Genomic DNA, 21507 nt, shown 5'->3' on the forward strand with positions numbered 1-21507 from the left:
ATCCATCGTGAGAAGGGGCGTCGCCGAGAGGCGGCGCCCCTTTCGCGTGCCGCGACGTCGAGCGACCGTCCGTCCGGGGCCGCGACGCCACGTCGACGGAGGCTCGGCTCAGCCGCCGTGCCGGACGTGCGCGTAGGCGTCGAGCGCGCGCCTGCGGGTCTCGCTCAGATCGACCATTGGCTCCGGCGGGTTCTCGTCCAGGAACTCGGGCGCCCATTCCCGCACGTACTCGTCGTGCGGGTCGAACTTCTTGCGCTGCGTGTCCGGATTGAACACGCGGAAGTACGGGGCGGCATCCGCGCCGGATCCCGCGACCCACTGCCAGTTGAAGGGGTTGCTCGCGGCATCCGCGTCGACGAGGCAGTCCCAGAACCACTGCTCCCCGTGTCGCCAGTCGATCAGCAGGTTCTTGATGAGGAAGGATGCCGTCACCATGCGCACCCGGTTGTGCATGACGCCGGTCTTCCACAGCTGACGCATCCCGGCATCCACGACCGCGACGCCCGTTCTGCCCTGCTGCCAGGTCTCGAGGTGTGCGCGGTTCAGGCGCGGCCAGGGGAACGCGTCGAAGTTGCGGCGCCAGTTCACGGTCGCGATGTCGGGGGAGTGATAGGTGACGTGCCACGCGAACTCGCGCCACACGAGCTCCGACAGGAACCCGCTCGCGCTCCTCGCGTGCTCTCCCGAGCCGCGGTGCTCGATCGTGTCGTGCCACACCTGGTAGGGGCTCACCTCGCCCCAGCGCAGGCGCGGCGAGAGGTTCGAGGTCGCGCCTCCCGCGAACTCGTCGCGATAGGTCGAGTAGTCGCCGAGGTCGTCGTCGAGGAACTCCCGCAGCCGTGTCTTCGCGGCCGGCTCGCCCGGCTCCCACGTCTCGCGTAGACCGCCGGCCCAGTCGGGCTTCGTGGGCAACAGGTCCCAGGCGCCGAGCTCGTCGCCGTCGACGTGCCCGTCGAACCCCGGCACCTTGCGCGCCTCCGGCATCGGCGGACGCGGCGCGGGAAGCTTCTGCACCGCGCGGGCGAACGGGCTGTACACGCCGTAGGGCTTGTCGGCCTGCGTGCGCACCGTCCACGGTTCGTAGAGGAGGTTCGCCGCGAACGACGCGACGGTCACGCCGTCGTCGCGCAGCTTCTCCTTGAGCCCGGCGTCGATCTCGCGCTCCACTCCGCCGTAGCGCCGATTCCAGAACACCGCCCCCGCGCCGACCTCGTCGACGACGGCCGGTACGACCTCGGCCGCGCGGCCTCGACGCAGCACCAGCTGTCCGCCGCGCTCTTCGAGACGTTCGCCGAGGGATGCCAGAGACCCGTGCAACCACCAACGGGCCGCCCCGCCGATCCGGCGCACCCCGTCGGACTCCTCGTCCAGGACGTACAGCGCCACGATCGGCTCCTCGCGGTCGAGGGCCGCGCGCAGAGCCGGATTGTCGGTCAGGCGCAGGTCGTCACGGAACCACACGATCGAGGGCGAAGCCATCCCTCGACGCTATCCACCGCGGCATCCGTTGATCCGGGCTTGACACCCGCCCGCGCGATCGGCCCGCTGGCCCCGTCAGAGCGTCGAGACGTCGTGCCCCTTCGGCAGTGCCACGACGAGACCGTCCGCCACGATGCGCGTGTAGATGCGGGTCGCCTCGCCGAACTCATCGCCGTCGAGCTCGATGGGCTGTGCCGGTGCCGTCGCCAGCTCGATGCCCGTGCCGCGGAGGTACCGCACCGACGTGTCCTTTCGGCGTTCGAGCACACGGCGACCGGCGCGGAAGCGGCGCAGAACGGAGTTGTCCCACACGATGCTCCTCCACACGCCCAGCCAGCCCAGCACTCCGGTCGGCTGGAGCACGGCCACGTCGAGGCGACCGTCGGCGATGGAGGCATCGGGGATCAAGGCCACTCCGCCTTGCAGGGCGCCGCAGTTCGCGAAGAGCACGCTGTGCACCTTCGCCGAGTGCAGGCGGTGTTCGTCCAACTGGTACATCACGCGGAAAGGCTTCGCGTTCACGAGGGAGCGGGCGGCGCCGTCGACGTACGCGACCCAGCCGACCTGCTTCTTCAGGTCGTCGCGGGTGTTCTGGATCATCGCGGCGTCCAGGCCCATGCCGGCCATGACCGAGAACCCGTGTTCCTCGACCTCGCCGTCGGCGCGGCGGATGCGAGCCAGCCCGGTGTCGATGGAATGGATGTCGCCCTCGAAGGTGGCGCGGATCATCGCGTCGGTGTCGGTCAGCGGGAGGTTCAGGTTGCGCGCGAGGAGGTTCCCCGTGCCGCTGGGCACGATCGTGAGCGGGACGCCGGTGGAGGTGAGAGCCTCGGCGACCGCGCGCACGGTACCGTCGCCGCCCGCCACGAGCACGGCATCCACCTTCTCGTCGAGAGCGGCGCGGGTCGCGTCATCGCCGAGGTCGTCGACGGTCGTCTCGTAGAACAGCGGCTCTGCCCACCCGGCGTCGGCGGCGAGCTCGGCCACCCGGGCGCGCAGCACCTCGGGCTCGACCTTCGTGGGGTTGTAGACGAGAGCGGCGCGCTTCTGCTGCGTGCGCTCGGCGTCTATCGGGGCCTCCTCGCCCTCGGCGTCCACGCGCTGCGTCTTGCCGGGCAACTCGGCCGAGGAGTCGGGCTCGATGTCCTCCGGCTGACGGATGGTGTCGTCGGGCTCCGCGGCGTCCTTCGGATGCGGGACGTCCTTGCGCGGATGATCGGCCACGTCGTCGCCCAACCGAGCGGCGTCGAAGTGCTCGTGGGAGCCGTCGGCCGCGGCCGCGTCGGCTTTCACCTCGTCGGGCGCGTCGGAGGGGACGTTCTCGGGGGACTCCGCGTCGTCACGCGGCTCGTCAGGGGCGGCCATGCGTCAACCATAGGACCGCGATCCACTGCGGAACGGGCGAATCGTCCGGGCTTGACGACCGGATGCCGTTGGCGCATAGCCGTCGCGACGCGCCCGGGGTCCCCGGGCTCGGTGCGTGCCGTCCGGGCGCGGATTCGCAGTCGGCGCCGACCGTAGGATGGACGCGTGATCGACCTGACTCTGCTGCGTGAAGATCCCGAGCTCGTGAAGCGCTCCCAGATCGCCCGCGGGGAATCGCCCGCGTCGGTCGACGACGCGATCGAGGCGGACAAGCTGCGGCGCGCCCGAATCACCGAATTCGAAGAGCTGCGCGCCGCTCAGAACGCGCACGGCAAGCGCGTCGCGCAGGCGCCGAAAGACGAGAAGGCCGCCCTCGTGGCCGAGGCCAAGCAGCTCAGCGAGCAGGTCAAGGCCGCGCAGCACGCGGTCAGCGAGGCCGAGGCCGCCGCCGATGAGGCGCTGGCGAAGATCGAGAACATCGTGCTCGAGGGAGTCCCCGCCGGCGGCGAGGAAGACTTCGTCACCCTCCGCACGCACGGTGAGATCCCGACCTACGACTTCGCGCCGCGCGATCACCTCGAGCTCGGCGAGAAGCTCGGCGCCATCGACATGGAGCGCGGCACGAAGGTGTCGGGCAGTCGTTTCTACTTCCTCACCGGCATCGGCGCGCGTCTCGAGCTCGCGCTCATGACCCTCGCCCTCGACCGGGCGCTGCAGGCCGGGTTCACGCCGATGATCCCCCCGACGCTCGTCCGTCCCGAGGTGATGCGCGGCACCGGCTTCCTCGGCCAGCACGCAGACGAGGTCTACCACCTCGACAAGGAAGACCTCTACCTCGTCGGCACGAGCGAGGTCCCGCTCGCCGGCTACCACATGGACGAGATCCTCGACCTCGAGCGCGGCGCGAAGCGCTACGCCGGGTGGTCCACGTGCTACCGCAGCGAGGCCGGTTCCTACGGCAAGGACACCCGGGGCATCATCCGCGTGCACCAGTTCAACAAGCTCGAGATGTTCGTCTACACCGACCCGGCAGATGCCGAGGCCGAGCATGACCGTCTCGTCGCGATGCAGGAGGGCATGCTGCAAGACCTCGGGCTGGCGTACCGCGTGATCGACGTCGCCGCGGGCGATCTCGGCTCCAGCGCCGCGCGCAAGTTCGACATCGAGGCCTGGGTCCCGACGCAGGACGCCTACCGCGAGCTGACCAGCACCTCGAACTGCACGACCTACCAGGCGCGCCGGCTCGAGACGCGTTTCCGCCCCGAGGGGGGCGGCAAGACGCAGCCGGTCGCGACGCTCAACGGCACGCTCGCGACCACCCGCTGGATCGTCGCCCTCCTCGAGACGCACCAGCGTGAAGACGGGTCGGTGACGGTGCCCGAGGTGCTCCGCCCGTACCTGGGTGGGCTCGAGATCATGGAGCCGATCGCGTGACCGACGAGGCCGCTCTCCCCGACACCGGCGCCGTCGAGAGCGCGCCGAAGCAGGAGGCGGCTGACGCCGTCGCCGACCTCGCCGACGCCCCCGTCGCGCGGATGCTGATCGCGCTCGACATCGACGGGACGGTCCTGCTCGAAGACGACACCCTCAGCCCCGGCGTCGTCGAGGCCGTCGCCGACGCTCAGGCGGCCGGGCACGAGGTCATGCTCGCGACCGGTCGCAGCTGGGACAGCACCCACACGATCATGGACCGTCTCGGCATCCGTCCCGAGTACGCGGTGTGCTCGAACGGAGCGATCGTGATGCGTCGGACCGGAGAAGGGGATGCCGCGCCCTACGAGCGCGCGCACGTCGAGACGTTCGATCCGACCGAGGTGTTGACCCTCCTCGGCGAGCATCTCGCCGGAGCGCACTTCCTGGTCGAGCTTCCCGACGGCTCGCGCCTGTTCACCGATTACCTCGACGACTGGAACCTCGAGGGTGCCAACCGGGTGAGCTTCGATCAGCTGTCCGAGCAGCCGGTGTGCCGCGTCGTGGTGGTCGCACCCGAGAAGACCGATAAGGACTTCCTCCAGCTCGTCGAGCGCATCGGCCTGAGCCAGGTGTCGTACGCGATCGGGTGGACCGCGTGGCTCGACATCGCTCCGCAGGGCGTCGACAAGTCGACCGCTCTCGAACTCGTGCGCGAGTGGCTCGGCATCCCGCCCGAGCGTGTGCTCGTGATGGGCGATGGCCGCAACGACATCGAGATGATGCAGTGGGCCGTCCGCAACGGCGGCCGCGCGATCGCGATGCACCAGGGCCCGCCCGAGGTGCACGCGGCCGCGGGCGAGGTCGGCCTCTCGGTGACCGAGGGTGGAGTCGCCGCGGTGCTGCGCGCTCTCTAGCTCTCAGATGTGCGCGGCGTGCCCCGGGCGGTGGCTCACGACGCTCGCGACCAGCCACGCCAGAAGCCCAAACGGCGGCAGGAGCAGCAGCGCCGTCGCCCACGTGGCCTTCAGCCCGATGGAGACCTGCGCGTCGCGGATCGTGACGACGGTGGCCCAGATGGATGCCGCGTAGATGAGTGCGAAGACGATGAGCATGGGGTTCCCCTCCTTGTCGAACAAGGCCCGCTGCGGAGGGCGGTGGGCTGTTTCTCTCGGTCTACGCCTGCCGTCCGGCGGATTCAAGCGCCGGTGGACGGCGCTGGGTGAACCGATATCCGCGGCTTAGCGTTCGCTCAGGAACGGATGCCGCCCCCCCCCCCAGGCCTCGCGCATCGCCGCGCGCAGGACCCGCGTATCGCTCCGGTCGAGAGCGCGGCGACTGCGGTCGGACGCCGCGCGAGCGGCATCCTGAAACACTCCGGCGCGGGCCGGTGCGGTCGCCGCGAGTGAGGCGAGGCATTTCTGGAGGCGCACCTGGACCTCGATGTCGGCCGCTCCGTCGCGCGCGAGCGGACGGAAGGCGTCGTGAACGAGGTCTTCCCACGTCGGCGGGGTCACGAAGACGCGCTCGTGTTCGACATCGTGCGTCGGCTCGGTGACCAGGGCGCGGGTGAGCACGCGCTGCAGGGCCGCGATCACCTCGATCGCCGTGCCCGGGTCGTTGGTCGCGGCCGAGAGCGCGCGGCTGCCGATCTCGGTGAGGGCGATCACCCCGAAGCGGGGATCCTGTTCGTAGGTGCGGTGGTGCTCGATCCGGAAGCAGCGACGGATGCCGGATCTCAGGCTGTCGTCGATCGTCCCGCGCACGAACACGAGGGGCACTCGTGCGTCGGCGATGCGCCCAGGGGCGGCGTGCACGTGGATGTCGACGTCATGGGAGCGCGCGAGTCGATCGAGGCCGGCCATGTCGACGTTCGTGACGTAGCCCACCTCCTCAGCGACCACGGCTTCGGCATCCGCCGGGATGCCGGTGCTTCGACGTGCACCGAGCGCGGGGGAGGCGGCGAACACCTCGAGCGAGGCGGTCGCCGCCTTCTCGACGCGGTCGATGACGTCGGCCATGCGCCCGAAGGTGGCGAGGTGCGAGATCCACCGCAGGAGCGTCACGACGACGATCGCGATGATGACGATCGTGCCGACGAAGAGGATCGTCCTGCCCTGGTCGGTGTAGTACCCGGTCGAGAGCGCGACGATTCCGACGAGAGAGAACGCGAAGGCGCCGACGAACGTCGACACGGCGTTCTGCGAGGTCGGGTCGGCGATGAGCAGCGAGGTCGAGCGCGGGGTCGCCGTCGTCGTCGCGGAAGAGAAGGCGGTGACCATCGCCGTCACCGAGAAGGTGCTCACGGTCAGCATCGCCGTGGCGATGATCTGCAGGAGCGATCCGACCGCGTTCTGCCCGAGGTCGATCGAGAGCGAGAACGGCAGCAGCGGTCCGAGGAACCGCGCGGCCAGCGCGACGAGCACCGCGATCACGGTGAAGATCGCCGCGCGCACCCACACCTGGCGCCCGAGACGGAGGAAGAGGGATGCCACCGACCCGCGCACTGCTTTCGCCATACCCTCGACGCTACTCACGGCTTCGCAACGGCGACGGGGCTGGACGCGCGGTCCGCCGCGCCCTCGGTAGACTCGGACGACCGGGAGGGTTGTCCGAGCGGCCGATGGACCTGGTCTTGAAAACCAGTGGGCAGCAATGTCCCGTGGGTTCGAATCCCACACCCTCCGCAACGACGCAAGCGGCTCCCGCAGGGGGCCGCTTCCGTCGTTATGGCCGGCTGAGCGGGAGGCGAACGGAGTTGGGCCCACGCCGCCGGAGGCTCCGCGCGTCGCACAGCGGCGCGTGGAGGGGCGGTGGGGAGAATCCCACACCCTCCGCAACGACGCAAGCGGCTCCCGCAGGGGGCCGCTTCCGTCGTTATGGCCGGCGGAGCGGGAGGCCGCGGTCGTCGGGGGCGCCGGGCGTGTCTCGGTTGATATGGACGGCCGTCCCGTGCGCACAGGACATCGCCCAACTCCAGCGGTGCGGAGCGGCAAGCGCGCTATAATTCTGTACATGACGACGCTCTCGCTAGCCGACGCACGAGCCAACCTCTCGAAGCTGGTCGAGTCGGCACGGACAACCCACGAGCGCTTCGACGTGACCAAGAACGGAGACCGAGTCGCCGTTCTCTTGAGCGCGGACGACTACGACGCGCTGCTCGAGACGGTCGATGTCCTGAGTCGTCCTGACGAGGTCGATGCGATCAGGCGTGGTCTCGCGGAGCTCGAGGCCGGAGACGTCTCTTCCGCCGCGGAGGTGCGTGCTGCGATGAGCGCTCGTGGTCGCCTTTCTGCATGACTGACGGTTACGAGGTCGTCTTCACTCGAAGTGCGCGTCGTGCGCTCGAGCACGATCTTCCCGAGAAGGTGGCGGCTGCGGCTTTCGAGTTCATCGTCGGGGCTCTCCACGAGAACCCGCGGCGAGTAGGGAAACCACTCCGCGAACCTTTGGCTCCGCTTTACTCGGCTCGCCGGGGCGAGTACCGAGTGCTCTATCGGATCGTCGATGAGCGTCTGATCATCGAGGTCGTTTCCGTCGTTCATCGTCGCGACGCTTATCGCCGCTGATCCAGTCAGGTAATCCCGCTCCGGTCGGCGGCACCTCATCGAGACTCTCGCCTTCGAGGCGTGGGTGCGCGATCGGGGCCTCGCTCGTCGTCACGGTGGTCCAAGACGTTGTCGGTGCCGTCTGGATGACCGTGAGAGAAGCAGTCGGATCCGGCGAGCCTCAGCCGCCGCGGGTCAGTCGCGGAGGTGAATGTCCCGGGTCGGGTGAGCCGGATTCACCCCGACGGTGCCCACATGGATGTCGCCTTTGGGAACGAACTCGGACCGATGGCGGGCTTTCGTGGCGCGGCATCCCTGCGCATGTACGCGAACACCGGTCTCGATGGCTTCGCGGCGCTAGGCCCCGGGCAGCCGATCGCGTTCTACGACGTCGCCGACGTGGCAGGGCCCGCTTCGTGGTCCAGCCGAGCAGGCGCTGCGTTTCTCCTGGGGCGGCGACGGGAGCTCCGAACCCTCCGTCGCTTGCGGCTCCGGACGCCTGTATTGCGTTCTCCGTACCACCCGCCCTCACCCTCACAGCCTTTCGATAGGGTCCAGTCAGTCGACGGAATCGGGGGCTGGCTCCACGTGCAGAACCGGGAATTCGAGGAGGACACCGCTCCGCGGAATCGCCCCTCCATGGCTGGTGTCCGCCGATCGGTCATCGCCCTCCTCGCCGCTCTCCTCGTCGTTCTTCTGAGCGCGCCGCCAGCGCTGGCATCCGATCGAGGCGAGCCGACAGACCTCGTCCCGCGAGACGGCGCGTACTTCGGGTCGATCCTCGACTGGAGCCGCGACAATGTCGCCGACCAGGCCGAACGACTCGGGGCCCCCAGCGCGGTCTATCAGCGCGATGTCTCGTATCCCCTGACGGATACGGAGAAGGGGTATCTGGCGGGCTTCTTCGACCAGACCGCCGCGGCCGGCGCGATCTCGGTGGTCGCCGTGAACCCCACGGTGCCGCTCGCCGAGCTCGATCGCGTGGACGCGGAGGCCTTCGTCGACGCGCTCGACCGGATCGCCCGGCCCACGGGCGCCCCCCTCTACCTCAGCTTCGCGCCCGACATGAACACGACGTGGGTCGGGTGGGGACAGCGCCCCGATGAGTACCGCGCCGCGTTCACCCTCTTTGCCGACGTCGTGCACGAGCGACTCCCCGACGCGGCTCTCGTGTGGTCACCGTTCTGGGGCGGGGACTACCCGTTCGCGGCGACGTCCACCCCCGCACCCGCGGGGACCGACACCGACGGCGACGGCGCTCTCACCTCCGCCGACGATCCGTACGCGCCCTACTACCCGGGCGACTCCGCGGTCGACGCGGTGGGGCTGTCGCTCTACTTCGACGAGACGGGCGGAGTGGAGGCCCGCAACGTGGTGCCGGACCCGGACGCCTTCGTCTCGCGCCTGACCGGCGCTGACGAATCCGGCACCCCGGACTTCGCCGGTGTGTACTCCTCACCGGACCGGCCCCTGCTGATCGAGACGGCGGCCTTCTACAGCGCGAGCGTCGGCGGTGCCTCCGAGCTCGAGGTCAAGTCGGCCTGGTGGCGGCAGATCGAGGGGGCGGTGGCATCCGGTCTGCTTCCCTCGCTCGCGGCGGTCATCTGGGAAGACACCGCCACCACGCGCGGCGTCGTGGGCGAGACGGTGATCGACTGGTCCGTGACCCTGTCGTCGGATGCCGTGCGCACGGCTTTCGTCAGCGACCTGCGCTCTTCCGACCTGGTGCTCGGCCCGGTGCGCGAGCCCTCGGGATCGTCGGCCGTATCGACCCCCGTGGAGGGGTGGGCGGGCTGGATCGTCGTCGCGGTGGTCGTCGCCCTCATCGCGGGTCTGGTGATCTTCGCGACCCGCGGCTCGGCCCGCGCCCAGCGACTGCGGTACGCCGGCTCGCCCTCGAGAGACGCCCGCATCGACCTCTTGCGCGGTCTCGCGATCGTCTTCGTCGTCGTGAATCACCTCGGTCTCGCGAGCTACCTGCAGATCGGGACGCAGGAGTTCCTGGGGGTCGTCTCGGGCGCGGAGCTGTTCGTTCTGCTCTCGGGTGCCGTGCTCGGTCTCGTCTATCGGCCGAAACTCGTGTCGGGCGGCATCGGAGAAGTCGTGATTCGCACCGCCGGGCGCTCGTGGAAGCTTTATCGCACCGCGCTGGTGGTCGTGGTGCTGATCTTCTTCCTGTCGCTCCTCCCCTTCCTGAACGGGCGGGCGGTCACCACCTTCACCGACCAGGGCACGGGTGCCGCCGGTACCGGTGCGACGGGACGGGTCTACGACCTCTACGCGGGAGCCGACCGCCTGCTGCAGTACCCCGTGGATCCGCAGGTCGTGATCGACTTCCTCCTCCTGCGGATGGGGCCCTGGCAGTTCAACGTCATGGGGCTGTACGTGGTTCTGCTGCTGATCTCCCCGCTCGTGCTGTGGGCGCTCGGGCGGCGCTGGTGGCCGTGGGTGCTGGGCGCGAGTCTCGCGCTCTACGTGGTGGGCCACGTCACGCGGTTCCGGTTGGTCCCCGCCCAGTTCGAGGATTCCTTCCCGCTGCTGGTGTGGCAGCTGCTCTTCGTCGTCGGGATGGTCGCCGGGTTCCATCGGCGAGAGATCCTCGCGTGGTTCGCCACGCGGGCAGGCCGGGTCGCGTTGATCGCGATCGTGGCGGTCGCCGTCGCGCTGATGCTGTTCTCGTGGAACAACCCGTACGCGCCGGCCCCGGGCGACCCGCGCCTCGCCCTGATCTCCGACAACACGTTCCGCGGCGTCTACGGGGCGCTGTTCGAACGCACCTATCTCGCCCCGGGTCGGCTGATGAACGTCCTCGTGCTCGTGGTGGCGCTCTACGCGCTGCTCACGACCTTCTGGAAGCCGATCGCCGCGGTCGCCGGTGGCTTCCTCATACCGCTCGGACAGTCCACGTTGTACGTGTTCGTCATGCACGTGTTCTTCGCCCTCGCGGTCGCCAGCATCCCGTTCCTCACACGCGGCGACCTCCTGCTCGACACCCTCGCCAACGTCGTGGTCCTGGCCCTCCTGTGGGTCATGGTGCGCACGCGATTCCTCTTCGCGGTGGTGCCGCGATGAACGGGCCGGAAAGGACGGATGCCGTGACCGACGACACTCGCATCAGCGAAGGGCGACTGCTCGTCCTGCGGATCGTCGTCGTGCTCACGATCCTTCTCGGGGTCAACTACGTCTCGTGGCGATGGCTGTTCTCGCTCAACTGGGATGCGTGGTGGATCGCCGTCCCGCTCATCGCCGCCGAGACCTACAGCCTGATCGACGTCTGCCTGTTCGGGATGATGATGTGGAAGGCTCGCGGCCGACCGGCGCCGCCCCCACCCTCCGAGGGTCTCGCTGTCGACGTCTTCATCGCGACGTACAACGAGCCGATCGACCTCGTAATGGCCACGGCTCTCGCCGCGCAGCGCATCCGCTATCCGCACCACACGTGGATCCTCGACGATGGCGGGCGCGCCGAGATGCGAGACCGCGCCGAGGCCGCGGGCATCGGATACATCTCGCGCGGGGCCGAGTGGGACGATCGTCCCCGGCACGCGAAGGCCGGCAACATCAACAACGCCCTGCAGGCCACCGACGGCGAGTTCATCCTCATCCTTGACGCGGACATGATCCCCCGACCCGAGATCCTCGACCGCACGCTCGGTTACTTCGATGATCCGCGCGTCGCACTCGTGCAGACGCCGCAGGTCTTCAGCAACGTGGCCACGGGCGACCCCCTCGGCAGCCAGGCGCCGCTGTTCTATGGTCCGATCCAGCAGGGCAAGGACGGGTGGAACGCCGCCTTCTTCTGCGGCTCGAACGCCATCCTTCGACGCGAAGCCCTCATGCAGCTCGGCATCGTCGGATACGTGCGCGAACTCGATCAGTCGGTCGCCCGCGCATTGCGCAGCGCGACGCGCGTGATCGAGAAGGCGCGCACCTCACCCGCGGCATCCGACCCCGCGGTCTCGGCGGCTCTCGACGAGGTGTCGGCAGGGGTCGCCGAAGCCCGGTCGCGCCTGCGGGCGCGTGAGCCGCTGGGCGAGGTCACCTATCGCCTGCACCGCCGAGTGGATGCCGCCACCCAATCGATCGTGGCGTCCGACGTCGCGGGGATCGACGACGACCTCCGCGAGCTGGCCGCCTTGGCCGGCCCCGCGGGCGCGGGAGCGAGCCCCGAGGAGCAGGCGTTCGACGTGGAGCAGGCGGTCGCCGCGCTCGCCACGCGTGAACTGTCTCCGCTGAACGCGCTCGAGGCCGTGCAGGCGGTGCTGCGCACCATCGGCGTGGACCGCGCCGGGGAGGCGCAGCCGGTCATGCCGCTCGCGACCATCTCCGTGACCGAGGACATGGCGACGTCGATGCGCATGCACGGCTTGGGCTGGAAGAGCGTCTATCACCACGAGCTGCTCGCCGACGGTCTTGCGCCGGAGGACCTCGGCACCATGCTCACCCAGCGGCTGCGCTGGGCGCAGGGCACCATGCAGGTTCTCCTGCGCGAGAACCCGCTCGTGCAGTGGGGCATGTCGCTACCCCAGCGGCTGATGTACTTCGCCACGATGTGGAGCTACCTGTCGGGGTACGCCGCCGTGGTCTACTTCGCCGCCCCCATCATCTTCCTGGTGCTCGGCATCCTTCCCGTCCACGCGTACGCGGGGGACTTCTTCGCGCGGTTCATCCCGTTCATGCTCGTCAATCAGCTGCTGTTCTTCGTCGCGGCGAAGGGGGCTCCCACGTGGCGCGGGCAGCAGTACAGCCTGGCGTTGTTCCCGGTGTGGTTGAAAGCGTGCTCCACGGCGTTCACGAACGTCGTCCTGCGGATTCCGCTCGGTTTCGCCGTGACCCCGAAGACGCGTCCGAGCACGAACGGGCCGCAGTGGCACCTCATCAAGACCCAGCTGGTCGTCATGGGGCTGCTGGTCGTGGCGATCATCGTCGGCGCCATCCGCCTGTTCGTCAACGGTGCCGAGCCGATCGGCACCGCCGTCAACATCGCGTGGGCGATCTACGATCTTGTGGTGCTCAGCGTGCTCTTCCAGGCGGCGACCTTCACCGGGTACGACCCCGTCGCCGAGGCTGAGCGGCTCGCCGAGCACGGGCGGCGGTCGTCGCGAAAGGAGCGCCGATGAGTGTGACCATCCCGGAGTTCGACGATGCAGCCCGGCAGCGGGCGATCGAGGAGCTCGGCATCCTCGACACCCCGCGCGACGAGCGCATCGACCGCGTCACGCGCCTCGCCCAGGAGGTGTTCGGCGTGCCCATGGTGAGCGTGACGCTCCTCGACCGCGACCGGCAGTGGCGCAAGTCCGAGATCGGTCTCGGCGGGCGCGAGGCGCCGCGCGAAGATGCGTTCTGCGACTTCACCGTGCGAGAGGGGCGCACCGTCGTCATCCCCGATGCGAGCGCCGACGAGCTCTGGGCCGCGAACCCCTTCGTCGAGGGAGACCCGCACCTGCGCTTCTACGCCGGTCATCCCCTGCAAGCGGCCGGGGGCGAACGCATCGGGACCCTCTGCCTGCTCGATACGAAACCCCGCTCGCTCGACGAGCGCGAGGAAGACCTGCTCCGCGACCTGGCCGCGTGGGTCCAGTCCGAGATCCTCCGGCAGAACGAGCTCGATGACGCCGTGGCGGTGCAGAGCACCCTGCGCCCCCGCACGGCGCCGGAACTCCCCGGATACGAGATCGCGGCCGTCACCGTCGCCGCGGGCCAGATGTCGGGCGACCTCTACGACTGGTACCCGGTCGGAGAGGGGGTTCGCTTCACTCTGGCCGACGTCATGGGCAAGGGCCTCGGCGCGGCCCTCCTGGCGGTCGGCCTGCGCGCCTCGCTACGCACGCTCCCCGATCGAGAGCTCCTGGATGCCATCCGCGAGGCGGACCGCCTGCTGGAGGCGGACGTCGCCGACCTCGGCACCTTCGTCACCGCGTTCCACGCCCAGCTGGAGGCGGGTACGGGCATCCTGCGCTTCGTTGATGCCGGGCACAGCCTCGGTTACATCCTGCGCGCGGACGACACGTGGGAGCACCTCTTCTCCACCGGGATGCCGCTGGGGATGGGTTTGGCGGACGCGCGCGCCGAAGCCGAGACGAGGCTCGCTCCGGGCGACATCTTCATGGTGTGCAGCGACGGTCTGCTGGATGTGCTGGATCCGTCGGATCCCCTCGGGCACGTACGGCGCGTTCTTCGCGAGAACGGTATCGCCGGCGCGCTGGACGAGGCCGCCCGCCTCGCGCGCGGCGCGACGGCGACGGACGACGTGACGGTGATGGTGGTGGCGCGCGACGGCGACGTCGCCTGGGAAGGAGCACGATGAACATCGAACGACGCGAGTCTGCGGACGCGGTCGTCCTGGGGGTCGAGGGAAGGCTCACGGCCGCGGTCGCCCCGCAGCTCCGAGCGGAGGTCTCGGATCTCGTCGCGGCCGGTCGGACCCGGCTCGTCGTCGACCTCGAGAGAGTCGACTTCATCGACTCCTCTGGTCTCGGGGCACTCATCGGTGCCCTGAAAGCGACACGCGTCGCCGGGGGAGACCTGAGGATCGCCGCCGCGGGGGAACAGGTGCGACAGGTGTTGCGCCTGACCAACCTCGATCGGGTCCTCCATGTGTACCCCGACGCCGACGGTGCGTTCGATGGTGTCTGAGATCACCGTCACCCGCGAGGGGGCCGCGACTCTCGCGTTCGTCGAAGGGCTGCACGGCGCGCTCGAGGAACTGGCTCATTGCGTTCCGCACATCGCCGAAGACGATCTCTCGCTCTTCTCGCTCGCGGTGATCGAGATCGCCACGAACATCGCCGTGCACGCGCCCCGGGGCGGTGACGAGGTGTCGTTGTCGGTGGAGCTGTCGGCCGGCGACGAGCTGCGCGCGGTCCTGCGCGACTCCGCACCGCCGGTGCACCTCGACCTCACCGCCGCCACGATGGCCGACGCGCTCGCCGAATCGGGCCGCGGTCTCGCGATCGCGGCTGCGGTGTGCGACGAGCTCTCGGTCGAGCGCCACCGGGGGAATCTCTGGCGCCTCGTCCGCCGTGTCGGTCCCCGCTCCGTGTGAGATTCCCCTGACCCTCACACGATTCTCAGCCGCGCGTCCCTAAGATGGCTCCGACCTGTGGCCGCGGCCCAGGTGCGATGCCGGGATGCGATGTCCTGCCGATGGCATCCGTCCCCGAAAGGACCCGAGTGAGCAAGAGCACGACCCCGCGCGGGCAGAAAACCGTCGCGCGTCACGGACGTCTGCGGACGCTCAGCCCCGCCGGCCAGATCCTTCGCGGTGTCGCCGTGGGTCTGGCCGTTCTTCTCGTCGCCGGCTTCGGCGTCGGTGCGTACGCGATCTACGACCTGTCGTCGAGCTTCACCGCCGACGCGGTCGAGCTGAAGGGCCAGCCCGCCGTTCCGCCCGACATCGGCGAGCTCAAGGGCGGGGTGAACATGCTGCTCGTCGGTACCGACGAGTGCGAGCCCGCCTTCGCCTCGCTCTTTGGCGACCGCTGCACGGGCGCTGACTCCGAGGGCAGTCTCAACGACGTCAACATGCTCGTGCACATCTCCGACGAGCCGCGACGCGTGACCGTCATCTCGTTCCCGCGCGACCTCATGGTGCCGATTCCCTCGTGCACGGATGCCAACGGCAACGAGACCTCCGCAATGAGCAAGCAGCAGATCAACAGCGCTTTCTCGTACGGCGGGCTGTCGTGCGTCGTGCAGACCATCTCGAAGCTCAGCGGACTCGAGATCCCGTTCGCGGCGAAGGTCAGCTTCGGCGGGGTCATCAACATCACCGACGCGATCGGTGGCGTCGACGTGTGTATCGCCAACGGCATCAAGGATCCGTACACGGGCATCGACTGGCCCGCAGGAATGCGCACGGTGCAGGGCCTCGACGCGCTCCAGTTCCTGCGCACCCGTCACGGGGTCGGCGACGGCGGCGACCTCGGCCGCATCTCGAACCAGCAGCAGTACATGTCGCGCCTGGCCAACAAGCTGAAGAGCCAGGAGGTGCTGTCGAACCCGGCGACCCTCTACAAGCTCGCCTCGACCGCGCTGCGCAACGTCGACCCGTCGACATCGCTGACCAACCCGCTGACGCTCGTTCAGATCGCGTCCGCCGTGAAGGACGTCCCGTTCAGCGAGATCGTCTTCATCCAGTACCCGACGTTCACCGACTCTGCCGACCCGAACCGCGTCGTGCCCGACTACGACGCGGCCGACACGCTCTGGGCCGCGCTCGCGGCGAACCAGCCGCTGCAGCTCTCGGGCAACCTGAGCGACGGAGACGGCGTGGTCGTCGACGAGAACGCCCAGCCCACGCCGACCGACACGGCCACCCCGGCACCGACCGACAGCGCCGCGCCCACCCCCGACCCCTCTTCGTCGGCGATCACCCTGCCGTCGGAGATTGCGGGTCAGACCGCGGCGCAGGCGACCTGCTCGAACGGCAACGTCCGCTGACGCTCTCGCCCTGGCATCCCGGCCGGTTCGGATTCGGATGCCAGGGCGCGAGCGGGTAGTATGAACCGGTGTGCTCGCGCCTTCGGCGTCGATCACCTGGAGACGTCGCATAGTCAGGCCTAGTGCACCACCCTGCTAAGGTGGAGTCCCCGTAAGGGGACCGAGGGTTCAAATCCCTCCGTCTCCGCACCATGAGAAAAGCCCCGGTTCGCCGGGGCTTTTCTCGTTGCTGCGTCAGTCGAGCCTCTGTTCGCGGAGCGCGGCGACGACGGTGTCGATGAGCAGATTCGTCTCCTCCGCGCCCACGGCGAAGGGGAGGAGACGATCGCCGGTGGTGGTCAGGAGGATGCCGGCCGGCCGTTCCGGAGGAACGCCGAGGGACTCGGCGAACCTCCCCGACAGATCGGTGTGGATGGGTTCGTCGGTCGCGAGGCGCTGATCGTCGCCCACGGCGGCGATGAGGCGGACGTCGATGGCATCCAGTTCGGCCAGGTCGGTCGTCGCGCGCTCGATCAGCGCCTCGCACGGCGCACAGCCGCGGCGCACGAACAGCAGGAGCTGCGCGCGCCCGCGCAGTGCGCGCTGCCGCGGAACCACCACCGTTCCGTCGGGGGTGAGCAGGGGCAACTCCGCCGCCGCGGTCGCCGTCGCCGAATCGGGCCGGAAGGACGCTCCGATCACGGCGACCGCGGCGCCGGTCACGGCGAGGGCCAGCATCGACGCGGGGTCTCCGAACGTTCGCGGCAGAAGGGCGATCGAGGGCGGGTCGACGATCGACCCCGCGAGTGTCGCCGCGGCGAGGACGGTGAGGGCGACGTTGCGCGCCGTCATCCACGGGCCGACCCGGGTGGATGCCACCCGCCCGAAGCATCCGCACTCGTCGGTGGAGTGCTGCTGCTGCGCATGGACGGCGACGGTGAGAAAGGCCAGCGTCACGACGAGGGAGGCGACGGCCGCCCCGGAGAAGAGCTCGCGCGTGCCGAAGGCGAGCCCGAGGGCGACGGCGAGCTCCGCCGACGCCGCCGCAGCGACGGTCGGCCGGGCGGGAAGAGCGCCGAGTCGGAGGGCGCGCATCGTCGTCGCGGCGGAGCCGAGATCGAAGAGCTTGCTCACCCCGCTGACGCCGACGACGACGAGGAGCAGCAAGGGAGGGAGCGTGGTGAGGACGGGCATCCTTTCAGCATCGCGTCGCCCGGGAGTGGGCGGGGGAGCGTGTCGGGTGAAATTCGGCCACGACGGGGTGATGTGCTCTGCCACACTCTGACTCAGGGCGCGCTGGGCGTTCCGGACAGGGGGAGAGCCGTGACCACGGCGGAGAAGCACATCACTCGTTCACACAGACACGCGTCGCTGCGCCGCGAGCATCGCCGCCCCCACACCATCTGGTTCTTCCTTGGAGGCTTGGCGGTGTGGTTCTACCTCGGGATCGTCGTGCTGCACATCCTGCGAAACACGGCGGTGGAGGAGACCTGGATCTTCGTCGGCGCCGCGCTCGTTCCGGCGACGATCTTCTGGATCATGGTGCATCGGCTGCGCACCACCGACACCATCACCGCGGTGAATCTCGTCGTCGCCGCCGTGATCGGCGGTACGCTCGCGATCACCGCCGGAGCGACCCTGGACAAGCTGATCGGGATGATCCCGCAGGCGGAATTCGGGGGGAAGGGCATTCTCGCGCTGTCGATGGCCGGCTTCGTGGAGGAGCTGTGCAAGGGAATCGTCATCGTCATCGTCGGTTGGAAGCTCGCGAAGAGCACGCGGAACGGTCTCTTCGTCGGCGGTGCCGTCGGCCTCGGATTCGCGGTACTGGAGACCATGTTCTACATCGCCTCGTCGGTGGGCGGCGCTGACCCGATCATCGACGCTGCGCGGGAGGCCGTCGGCCGCGGTCTGCTCGCTCCGTTCGGCCACGTCCTCTGGAGCTCGCTCTTCGGTGCGGCGCTCTTCACGGCCGCGGCGAAGACGGGTCGCTTCCGCCTGTCGTGGCTTGTGCTCGGGACGTACGTGGGGGTCGCTCTGTTGCACGGTGCATGGGATGGGTCGGGCGGAATCGTCCTCGCTCTGACGGGAAGCGACCTTCTGTCCCTGCTCGCGGAGTTCGGCGGGTCGCTTGTCGTGATCGCGATCGGCGTGCCGATCTGGCGTCATGTGGCGAAGAAGCATCCCGCACCCCCGCTGCCCGACGACGATATGTCGGAAGCCTCCGCGACGCCGCCGGCAACGCCCCATCCGGTTCCCGCCTGACCTGCTCCCTCGGTCGCTGCAGCGGAGGGGCCGGTCCGCGGCGACAAGCCCCTCCGTCTCGGCAGCGCCGATATCCTCGCTGAAGACTCTCGTCGCCTTCCCCTACCCCCGGAGATCCCCATGTCTGTCGGTCTGCTCGCCGTCGTCGATGACATCCTCAGTGCCGCCATGAAGGCGAGCGCGAAGACCGCGGGCGTCGTCATCGACGACGCCGCCGTCACACCGCAGTACGTGCAGGGGCTCACTCCCGCGCGCGAGCTGCCGGTGGTGTGGAAGATCGCGCTCGGCAGCATCATCAACAAGTACATCATCATCATCCCGATCGCGCTGCTGCTCGAAGCCTTCGCTCCGATGGTGCTGCCGTACCTCCTCATCGTCGGTGGCGCCTTCCTCTGTTTCGAAGGCGCCGAAAAGGTGCTCGAGTGGTTTGGCGTCAGCCACGGAGAGCACGGCGACGACGGCCCGCGCGACGAGAAGAAGCTCGTGCTCGGCGCCGTCCGTACCGACCTCATCCTCAGCACCGAGATCATGCTTATCGCGCTGTCGAGTCTCGACCCCGACTTCGGGATCTGGATGACGTTGGGCGCCCTCCTCATCATCGGTCTCGCCATGACGGTCGTGGTCTACGGTGCCGTCGCGTTGCTGGTGAAGATCGATGACATCGGCCTGCGGTTCATGAAAAGCCCCTCGCGCGGGGTCCGCCGCTTCGGCGTGCGGGTCGTGGCATCCATGCCCGCGGTGTTCCGGGTCATCAGCATCGTCGGCACCGTCGCGATGCTCTGGGTCGGTGGACACCTTCTGCTCCAGAACCTCGCCGAGACGCTGTGGGCGGGGCCGTACGACCTCGTGCACGTCGTGACGCACGCGATCGAGGCCGCGGGACCCGTGATCGTCTGGATCGTCGAGACGGCGATGTCCGCGGTGTTCGGCCTGGCGATCGGGCTCGTCATCGTCGCCGTCATCACCGGCATCACGCGCCTCACGAAGCGCGGGGGGCACTCCGACGAGAGCGCCCCCGCTCCCTCGCACGTCGACGGCTGACCTCCGTCGCCGAGCGGGGAGGCCCTTGAACGGCCGTGGCGCGCGACATAGCGTGGGGCCGTATGACCGACCGACTGGCCCCCGGCTCCGACCGACTGAGCGTGACGCCCCCGAGCCCCGCCGCTCGACGTGCCGCCCTGGTCGTCGCGTGGCTCGTCGTCGCCGTGGCGCTCGCTGTCCTTCTTCTGCGCTTCCCACCCGCCGACGCTCTCGGCGCCCTCGCGGAGGCTGCGAGTGTCTCGACCGGCGTCGTGCTGTTGTCTCTGGCGGCGCTGCTGTTCTCAGCATCCCTGCTCGTCGGAAACGAAGGGCAGGATCGCGGCGTCCGCCGGGTCAGCCTCGTCCTCGGTGCGATCACGCTCGTGCTCGGGCTCTTGTCCCTGTGAGCTGATCGATGCGGAGGGTTCAGATCGGCGAAGCTCCGAAGCGCTCGCGCAGCTCAGCCTTGACGATCTTCCCGGAGGCCGTGCGGGGAAGCGCCTCGACGACGACGACATCCTTGGGCAGCTTGTACCGCGCCACCTGCCCGTCGAGGTGTGCGCGCACGGCGGCCGTGTCGACCGTCGTCCCCTGGCTCACGGTCAATACCGCCAACGGAACCTCTCCCCACCGGTCGTCCGGGATGCCGATGACGGCGACGCCCGTGACTCCGGGTATGTCGGCGATGAGGGCTTCGACCTCGGCCGGGTAGATGTTCTCGCCGCCGGAGATGATCATGTCCTTCGATCGTCCGCAGATGTAGAGGTAGCCGTCGGCGTCGAGGTACCCGAGGTCGCCGGAGCGGAACCACCCGTCGTCCGTCTTCGCCGCGCGCGTCGCTTCGTTGAGACCGAGGTAGCCGGCGAAGACGTTCGGTCCCGTGACGTGGATCTCTCCCACGGTGCCGGCGGGGACGGGGCGCCCCTCGTCGTCGACGACGCGCACCTCGGTGAAGAAGTGCGGGAGACCGACACTGCCCTGCTTTGCCCGCGTCATGTGCGGAGCGAGCGAGGTCGCCCCGGGCGAGGTCTCGGTCATGCCGTACCCCTGCGAGAACGACAGTCCGCGCTCTTCCCACGCCCGCAGGATGCGGTCGGGGACGGCGGATCCGCCGCAGGTGAGGGTGTGCAGGCTCGAGATGTCGGTGCTCGCCCAGGAGGGGTGGTCGGCCATGAGCTGGAAGGTCGTGGGGACCCCGGAGATCATGGTCACGCGGTGCTGCTCGACGAGGTCGAGCGCGCGGCCGGCCTCGAACCCCTTCTCGAGGACGAGGGTCCCGCCCTTGAGGACGACGGGGAGTGCGCCCATGCCGAGAGAGGCGACATGGAAGAGCGGCGAGATCATGAGCGCCACATCGTCCGAGACGACGTCGTAGTCGATGATCGTGTTCACGGCCACCGCGGTCAGGTTCTCGTGCGTGAGCACCGCGCCCTTGGGCCGACCTGTCGTGCCCGAGGTGTAGACGACGGCGGCGGGGGCGTCCGGTTCGGCGATCACGAGAGCGGGCGCGGGGCCGGCGGCATCCATTCTCCGATCGAAGCCCGCTTCGCCGTTGCGGCCGGACGCTCCCGTGCGGATGCGTCGTGGCGGACTCGCGAGACCGCTCTCGATCGCGTCGAGACGGTCGTCGAACACGGCGTCGTGGATGAGCACGCGGGCGCGGCTGTCGGTGAGGACGTGGGCGATCTCGGGCCCCGCCAGGCGGGTGTTGACCGGGACGAAGACGGCGCCCATGCGCACCGCGCCGAACAGTGTGACGAGGAAATCGGGGCTGTTCTCGCCGAGGTAGGCGACGGTGTCACCGGTGCCGACGCCCTCCTCGACCAGGACGGCGGACACCGCCTCGGCGCGGTCCGCGAGCTGCCGGTAGGTCAGTCGCTGGTTCTCGCCGAACACCACGGCGGTCTTCTCGGGTGATCGCAGCCGGCGGCGGGGGAGCCAGGCTCCGAGTCCTTGGGTTCTCATGCGCGGTCTCTTCTTCGAGTGCGGATTTCGCGAA

General features: G+C 69.2%; 19 protein-coding genes and 2 tRNA genes. 15 read left to right on the forward strand and 6 right to left on the reverse strand.

Features of this window, described 5'->3' with window-relative positions; genetic code table 11:
- Positions 1-108 precede the first annotated feature (108 nt).
- Together NS283_RS02575 and NS283_RS02580 are read right to left on the reverse strand one after the other, a co-directional pair.
- Positions 109-1479 (reverse strand): cryptochrome/photolyase family protein, encoded by a 1371-nt coding sequence (locus tag NS283_RS02575; protein WP_058595326.1) that lies wholly within the window; start codon positions 1477-1479, stop codon positions 109-111.
- Between the two features lie 75 nt (positions 1480-1554).
- Positions 1555-2844, reverse strand: coding sequence for a diacylglycerol kinase family protein (locus NS283_RS02580; RefSeq protein ID WP_193752617.1), 1290 nt, complete (start codon positions 2842-2844; stop codon positions 1555-1557).
- 165 nt (positions 2845-3009) lie between these two features.
- On the opposite strand from NS283_RS02580, the gene serS reads away from it, so the two are divergent.
- Both serS and NS283_RS02590 read left to right on the forward strand, forming a co-directional pair.
- Positions 3010-4278 (forward strand): serine--tRNA ligase, encoded by a 1269-nt coding sequence (gene serS, locus NS283_RS02585; RefSeq protein WP_058595327.1) that lies wholly within the window; start codon positions 3010-3012, stop codon positions 4276-4278.
- Positions 4275-5171 carry an HAD family hydrolase gene (locus tag NS283_RS02590; protein WP_058595328.1) on the forward strand — a complete coding sequence of 299 codons (897 nt, stop codon included), beginning with the start codon at positions 4275-4277 and terminating at the stop codon, positions 5169-5171. The genes serS and NS283_RS02590 overlap by 4 nt, the downstream gene beginning before the upstream one ends.
- Positions 5172-5174: 3 nt before the next feature.
- Here NS283_RS02590 and NS283_RS02595 read toward each other — a convergent pair whose 3' ends face one another.
- Together NS283_RS02595 and NS283_RS02600 are read right to left on the reverse strand one after the other, a co-directional pair.
- Positions 5175-5369 carry a PLDc N-terminal domain-containing protein gene (locus tag NS283_RS02595; protein WP_058595329.1) on the reverse strand — a complete coding sequence of 65 codons (195 nt, stop codon included), beginning with the start codon at positions 5367-5369 and terminating at the stop codon, positions 5175-5177.
- Between the two features lie 126 nt (positions 5370-5495).
- On the reverse strand, positions 5496-6773 hold the full coding sequence (locus NS283_RS02600) for a DUF2254 domain-containing protein (protein WP_058595330.1): 1278 nt from the start codon (positions 6771-6773) through the stop codon (positions 5496-5498).
- An 83-nt stretch (positions 6774-6856) separates the two neighbouring features.
- Between NS283_RS02600 and NS283_RS02605 the strand changes: the two genes are divergently transcribed.
- From NS283_RS02605 to NS283_RS02650, 10 genes are all read left to right on the forward strand, one after another.
- Positions 6857-6941: transfer RNA gene (locus NS283_RS02605), tRNA-Ser, on the forward strand.
- A 328-nt stretch (positions 6942-7269) separates the two neighbouring features.
- Entirely contained in the window at positions 7270-7554 is a 285-nt protein-coding gene (locus NS283_RS02610) for a type II toxin-antitoxin system Phd/YefM family antitoxin (protein WP_193751314.1), read from the forward strand.
- Positions 7551-7823: a type II toxin-antitoxin system RelE family toxin gene (locus NS283_RS02615; protein ID WP_058595331.1), complete on the forward strand. Its 273-nt coding sequence runs from the start codon at positions 7551-7553 to the stop codon at positions 7821-7823. The genes NS283_RS02610 and NS283_RS02615 overlap by 4 nt, the downstream gene beginning before the upstream one ends.
- Before the next feature lie 618 nt (positions 7824-8441).
- Positions 8442-10874 carry an OpgC family protein gene (locus NS283_RS02620; RefSeq protein WP_058595332.1) on the forward strand — a complete coding sequence of 811 codons (2433 nt, stop codon included), beginning with the start codon at positions 8442-8444 and terminating at the stop codon, positions 10872-10874.
- A complete protein-coding gene (locus NS283_RS02625) occupies positions 10871-12922 on the forward strand; it encodes a glycosyltransferase (protein WP_081317215.1) in 2052 nt (683 codons plus the stop codon). The genes NS283_RS02620 and NS283_RS02625 overlap by 4 nt, the downstream gene beginning before the upstream one ends.
- Positions 12919-14109, forward strand: a complete 1191-nt coding sequence (locus NS283_RS02630; RefSeq protein WP_081317216.1) for a PP2C family protein-serine/threonine phosphatase — start codon at positions 12919-12921, stop codon at positions 14107-14109. The genes NS283_RS02625 and NS283_RS02630 overlap by 4 nt, the downstream gene beginning before the upstream one ends.
- Complete coding sequence (locus NS283_RS02635; RefSeq protein ID WP_058595334.1) at positions 14106-14438, forward strand: STAS domain-containing protein; 333 nt, start codon at positions 14106-14108, stop codon at positions 14436-14438. Before NS283_RS02630 ends, NS283_RS02635 begins: the two co-directional genes overlap by 4 nt.
- Positions 14428-14847, forward strand: a complete 420-nt coding sequence (locus NS283_RS02640; protein ID WP_058595335.1) for an ATP-binding protein — start codon at positions 14428-14430, stop codon at positions 14845-14847. The genes NS283_RS02635 and NS283_RS02640 overlap by 11 nt, the downstream gene beginning before the upstream one ends.
- Positions 14848-14975: 128 nt before the next feature.
- Entirely contained in the window at positions 14976-16244 is a 1269-nt protein-coding gene (locus NS283_RS02645) for an LCP family glycopolymer transferase (RefSeq protein ID WP_058595336.1), read from the forward strand.
- A 98-nt stretch (positions 16245-16342) separates the two neighbouring features.
- Positions 16343-16431: transfer RNA gene (locus NS283_RS02650), tRNA-Ser, on the forward strand.
- A gap of 47 nt (positions 16432-16478) precedes the next feature.
- Here NS283_RS02650 and NS283_RS02655 read toward each other — a convergent pair.
- Positions 16479-17417 (reverse strand): MauE/DoxX family redox-associated membrane protein, encoded by a 939-nt coding sequence (locus NS283_RS02655; RefSeq protein WP_058595337.1) that lies wholly within the window; start codon positions 17415-17417, stop codon positions 16479-16481.
- A 234-nt stretch (positions 17418-17651) separates the two neighbouring features.
- On the opposite strand from NS283_RS02655, the gene NS283_RS18560 reads away from it, so the two are divergent.
- From NS283_RS18560 to NS283_RS02670, 3 genes are all read left to right on the forward strand, one after another.
- Positions 17652-18488 (forward strand): PrsW family intramembrane metalloprotease, encoded by an 837-nt coding sequence (locus NS283_RS18560; protein WP_058595338.1) that lies wholly within the window; start codon positions 17652-17654, stop codon positions 18486-18488.
- Positions 18489-18608: 120 nt separating this feature from the next.
- Entirely contained in the window at positions 18609-19529 is a 921-nt protein-coding gene (locus NS283_RS02665; RefSeq protein WP_058595339.1) for a DUF808 domain-containing protein, read from the forward strand.
- A 62-nt stretch (positions 19530-19591) separates the two neighbouring features.
- On the forward strand, positions 19592-19915 hold the full coding sequence (locus NS283_RS02670; RefSeq protein WP_058595340.1) for a hypothetical protein: 324 nt from the start codon (positions 19592-19594) through the stop codon (positions 19913-19915).
- Between the two features lie 19 nt (positions 19916-19934).
- Here the strand turns inward: NS283_RS02670 and NS283_RS02675 are convergent, their stop codons facing one another.
- On the reverse strand, positions 19935-21473 hold the full coding sequence (locus NS283_RS02675; RefSeq protein ID WP_058595341.1) for an acyl-CoA synthetase: 1539 nt from the start codon (positions 21471-21473) through the stop codon (positions 19935-19937).
- Positions 21474-21507 lie beyond the last annotated feature (34 nt).

The organism is Microbacterium testaceum, assembly GCF_001476285.1.
GTDB classification, from domain to species: Bacteria; Actinomycetota; Actinomycetes; order Actinomycetales; family Microbacteriaceae; genus Microbacterium; species Microbacterium testaceum_B.

What these genes read in the sequence shown, in the direction of transcription:
- NS283_RS02575 (WP_058595326.1), bottom strand. Translation starts at nt 1,479, where the DNA reads ATGGCTTCGCCCTCGATCGTGTGGTTCCGTGACGACCTGCGCCTGACC.
- NS283_RS02580 (WP_193752617.1), bottom strand. Translation starts at nt 2,844, where the DNA reads ATGGCCGCCCCTGACGAGCCGCGTGACGACGCGGAGTCCCCCGAGAAC.
- NS283_RS02595 (WP_058595329.1), bottom strand. Translation starts at nt 5,369, where the DNA reads ATGCTCATCGTCTTCGCACTCATCTACGCGGCATCCATCTGGGCCACC.
- NS283_RS02600 (WP_058595330.1), bottom strand. Translation starts at nt 6,773, where the DNA reads ATGGCGAAAGCAGTGCGCGGGTCGGTGGCATCCCTCTTCCTCCGTCTC.
- NS283_RS02610 (WP_193751314.1), top strand. Translation starts at nt 7,270, where the DNA reads ATGACGACGCTCTCGCTAGCCGACGCACGAGCCAACCTCTCGAAGCTG.
- NS283_RS02615 (WP_058595331.1), top strand. Translation starts at nt 7,551, where the DNA reads ATGACTGACGGTTACGAGGTCGTCTTCACTCGAAGTGCGCGTCGTGCG.
- NS283_RS02620 (WP_058595332.1), top strand. Translation starts at nt 8,442, where the DNA reads ATGGCTGGTGTCCGCCGATCGGTCATCGCCCTCCTCGCCGCTCTCCTC.
- NS283_RS02625 (WP_081317215.1), top strand. Translation starts at nt 10,871, where the DNA reads ATGAACGGGCCGGAAAGGACGGATGCCGTGACCGACGACACTCGCATC.
- NS283_RS02630 (WP_081317216.1), top strand. Translation starts at nt 12,919, where the DNA reads ATGAGTGTGACCATCCCGGAGTTCGACGATGCAGCCCGGCAGCGGGCG.
- NS283_RS02635 (WP_058595334.1), top strand. Translation starts at nt 14,106, where the DNA reads ATGAACATCGAACGACGCGAGTCTGCGGACGCGGTCGTCCTGGGGGTC.
- NS283_RS02640 (WP_058595335.1), top strand. Translation starts at nt 14,428, where the DNA reads ATGGTGTCTGAGATCACCGTCACCCGCGAGGGGGCCGCGACTCTCGCG.
- NS283_RS02655 (WP_058595337.1), bottom strand. Translation starts at nt 17,417, where the DNA reads ATGCCCGTCCTCACCACGCTCCCTCCCTTGCTGCTCCTCGTCGTCGTC.
- NS283_RS02665 (WP_058595339.1), top strand. Translation starts at nt 18,609, where the DNA reads ATGTCTGTCGGTCTGCTCGCCGTCGTCGATGACATCCTCAGTGCCGCC.
- NS283_RS02670 (WP_058595340.1), top strand. Translation starts at nt 19,592, where the DNA reads ATGACCGACCGACTGGCCCCCGGCTCCGACCGACTGAGCGTGACGCCC.
- NS283_RS02675 (WP_058595341.1), bottom strand. Translation starts at nt 21,473, where the DNA reads ATGAGAACCCAAGGACTCGGAGCCTGGCTCCCCCGCCGCCGGCTGCGA.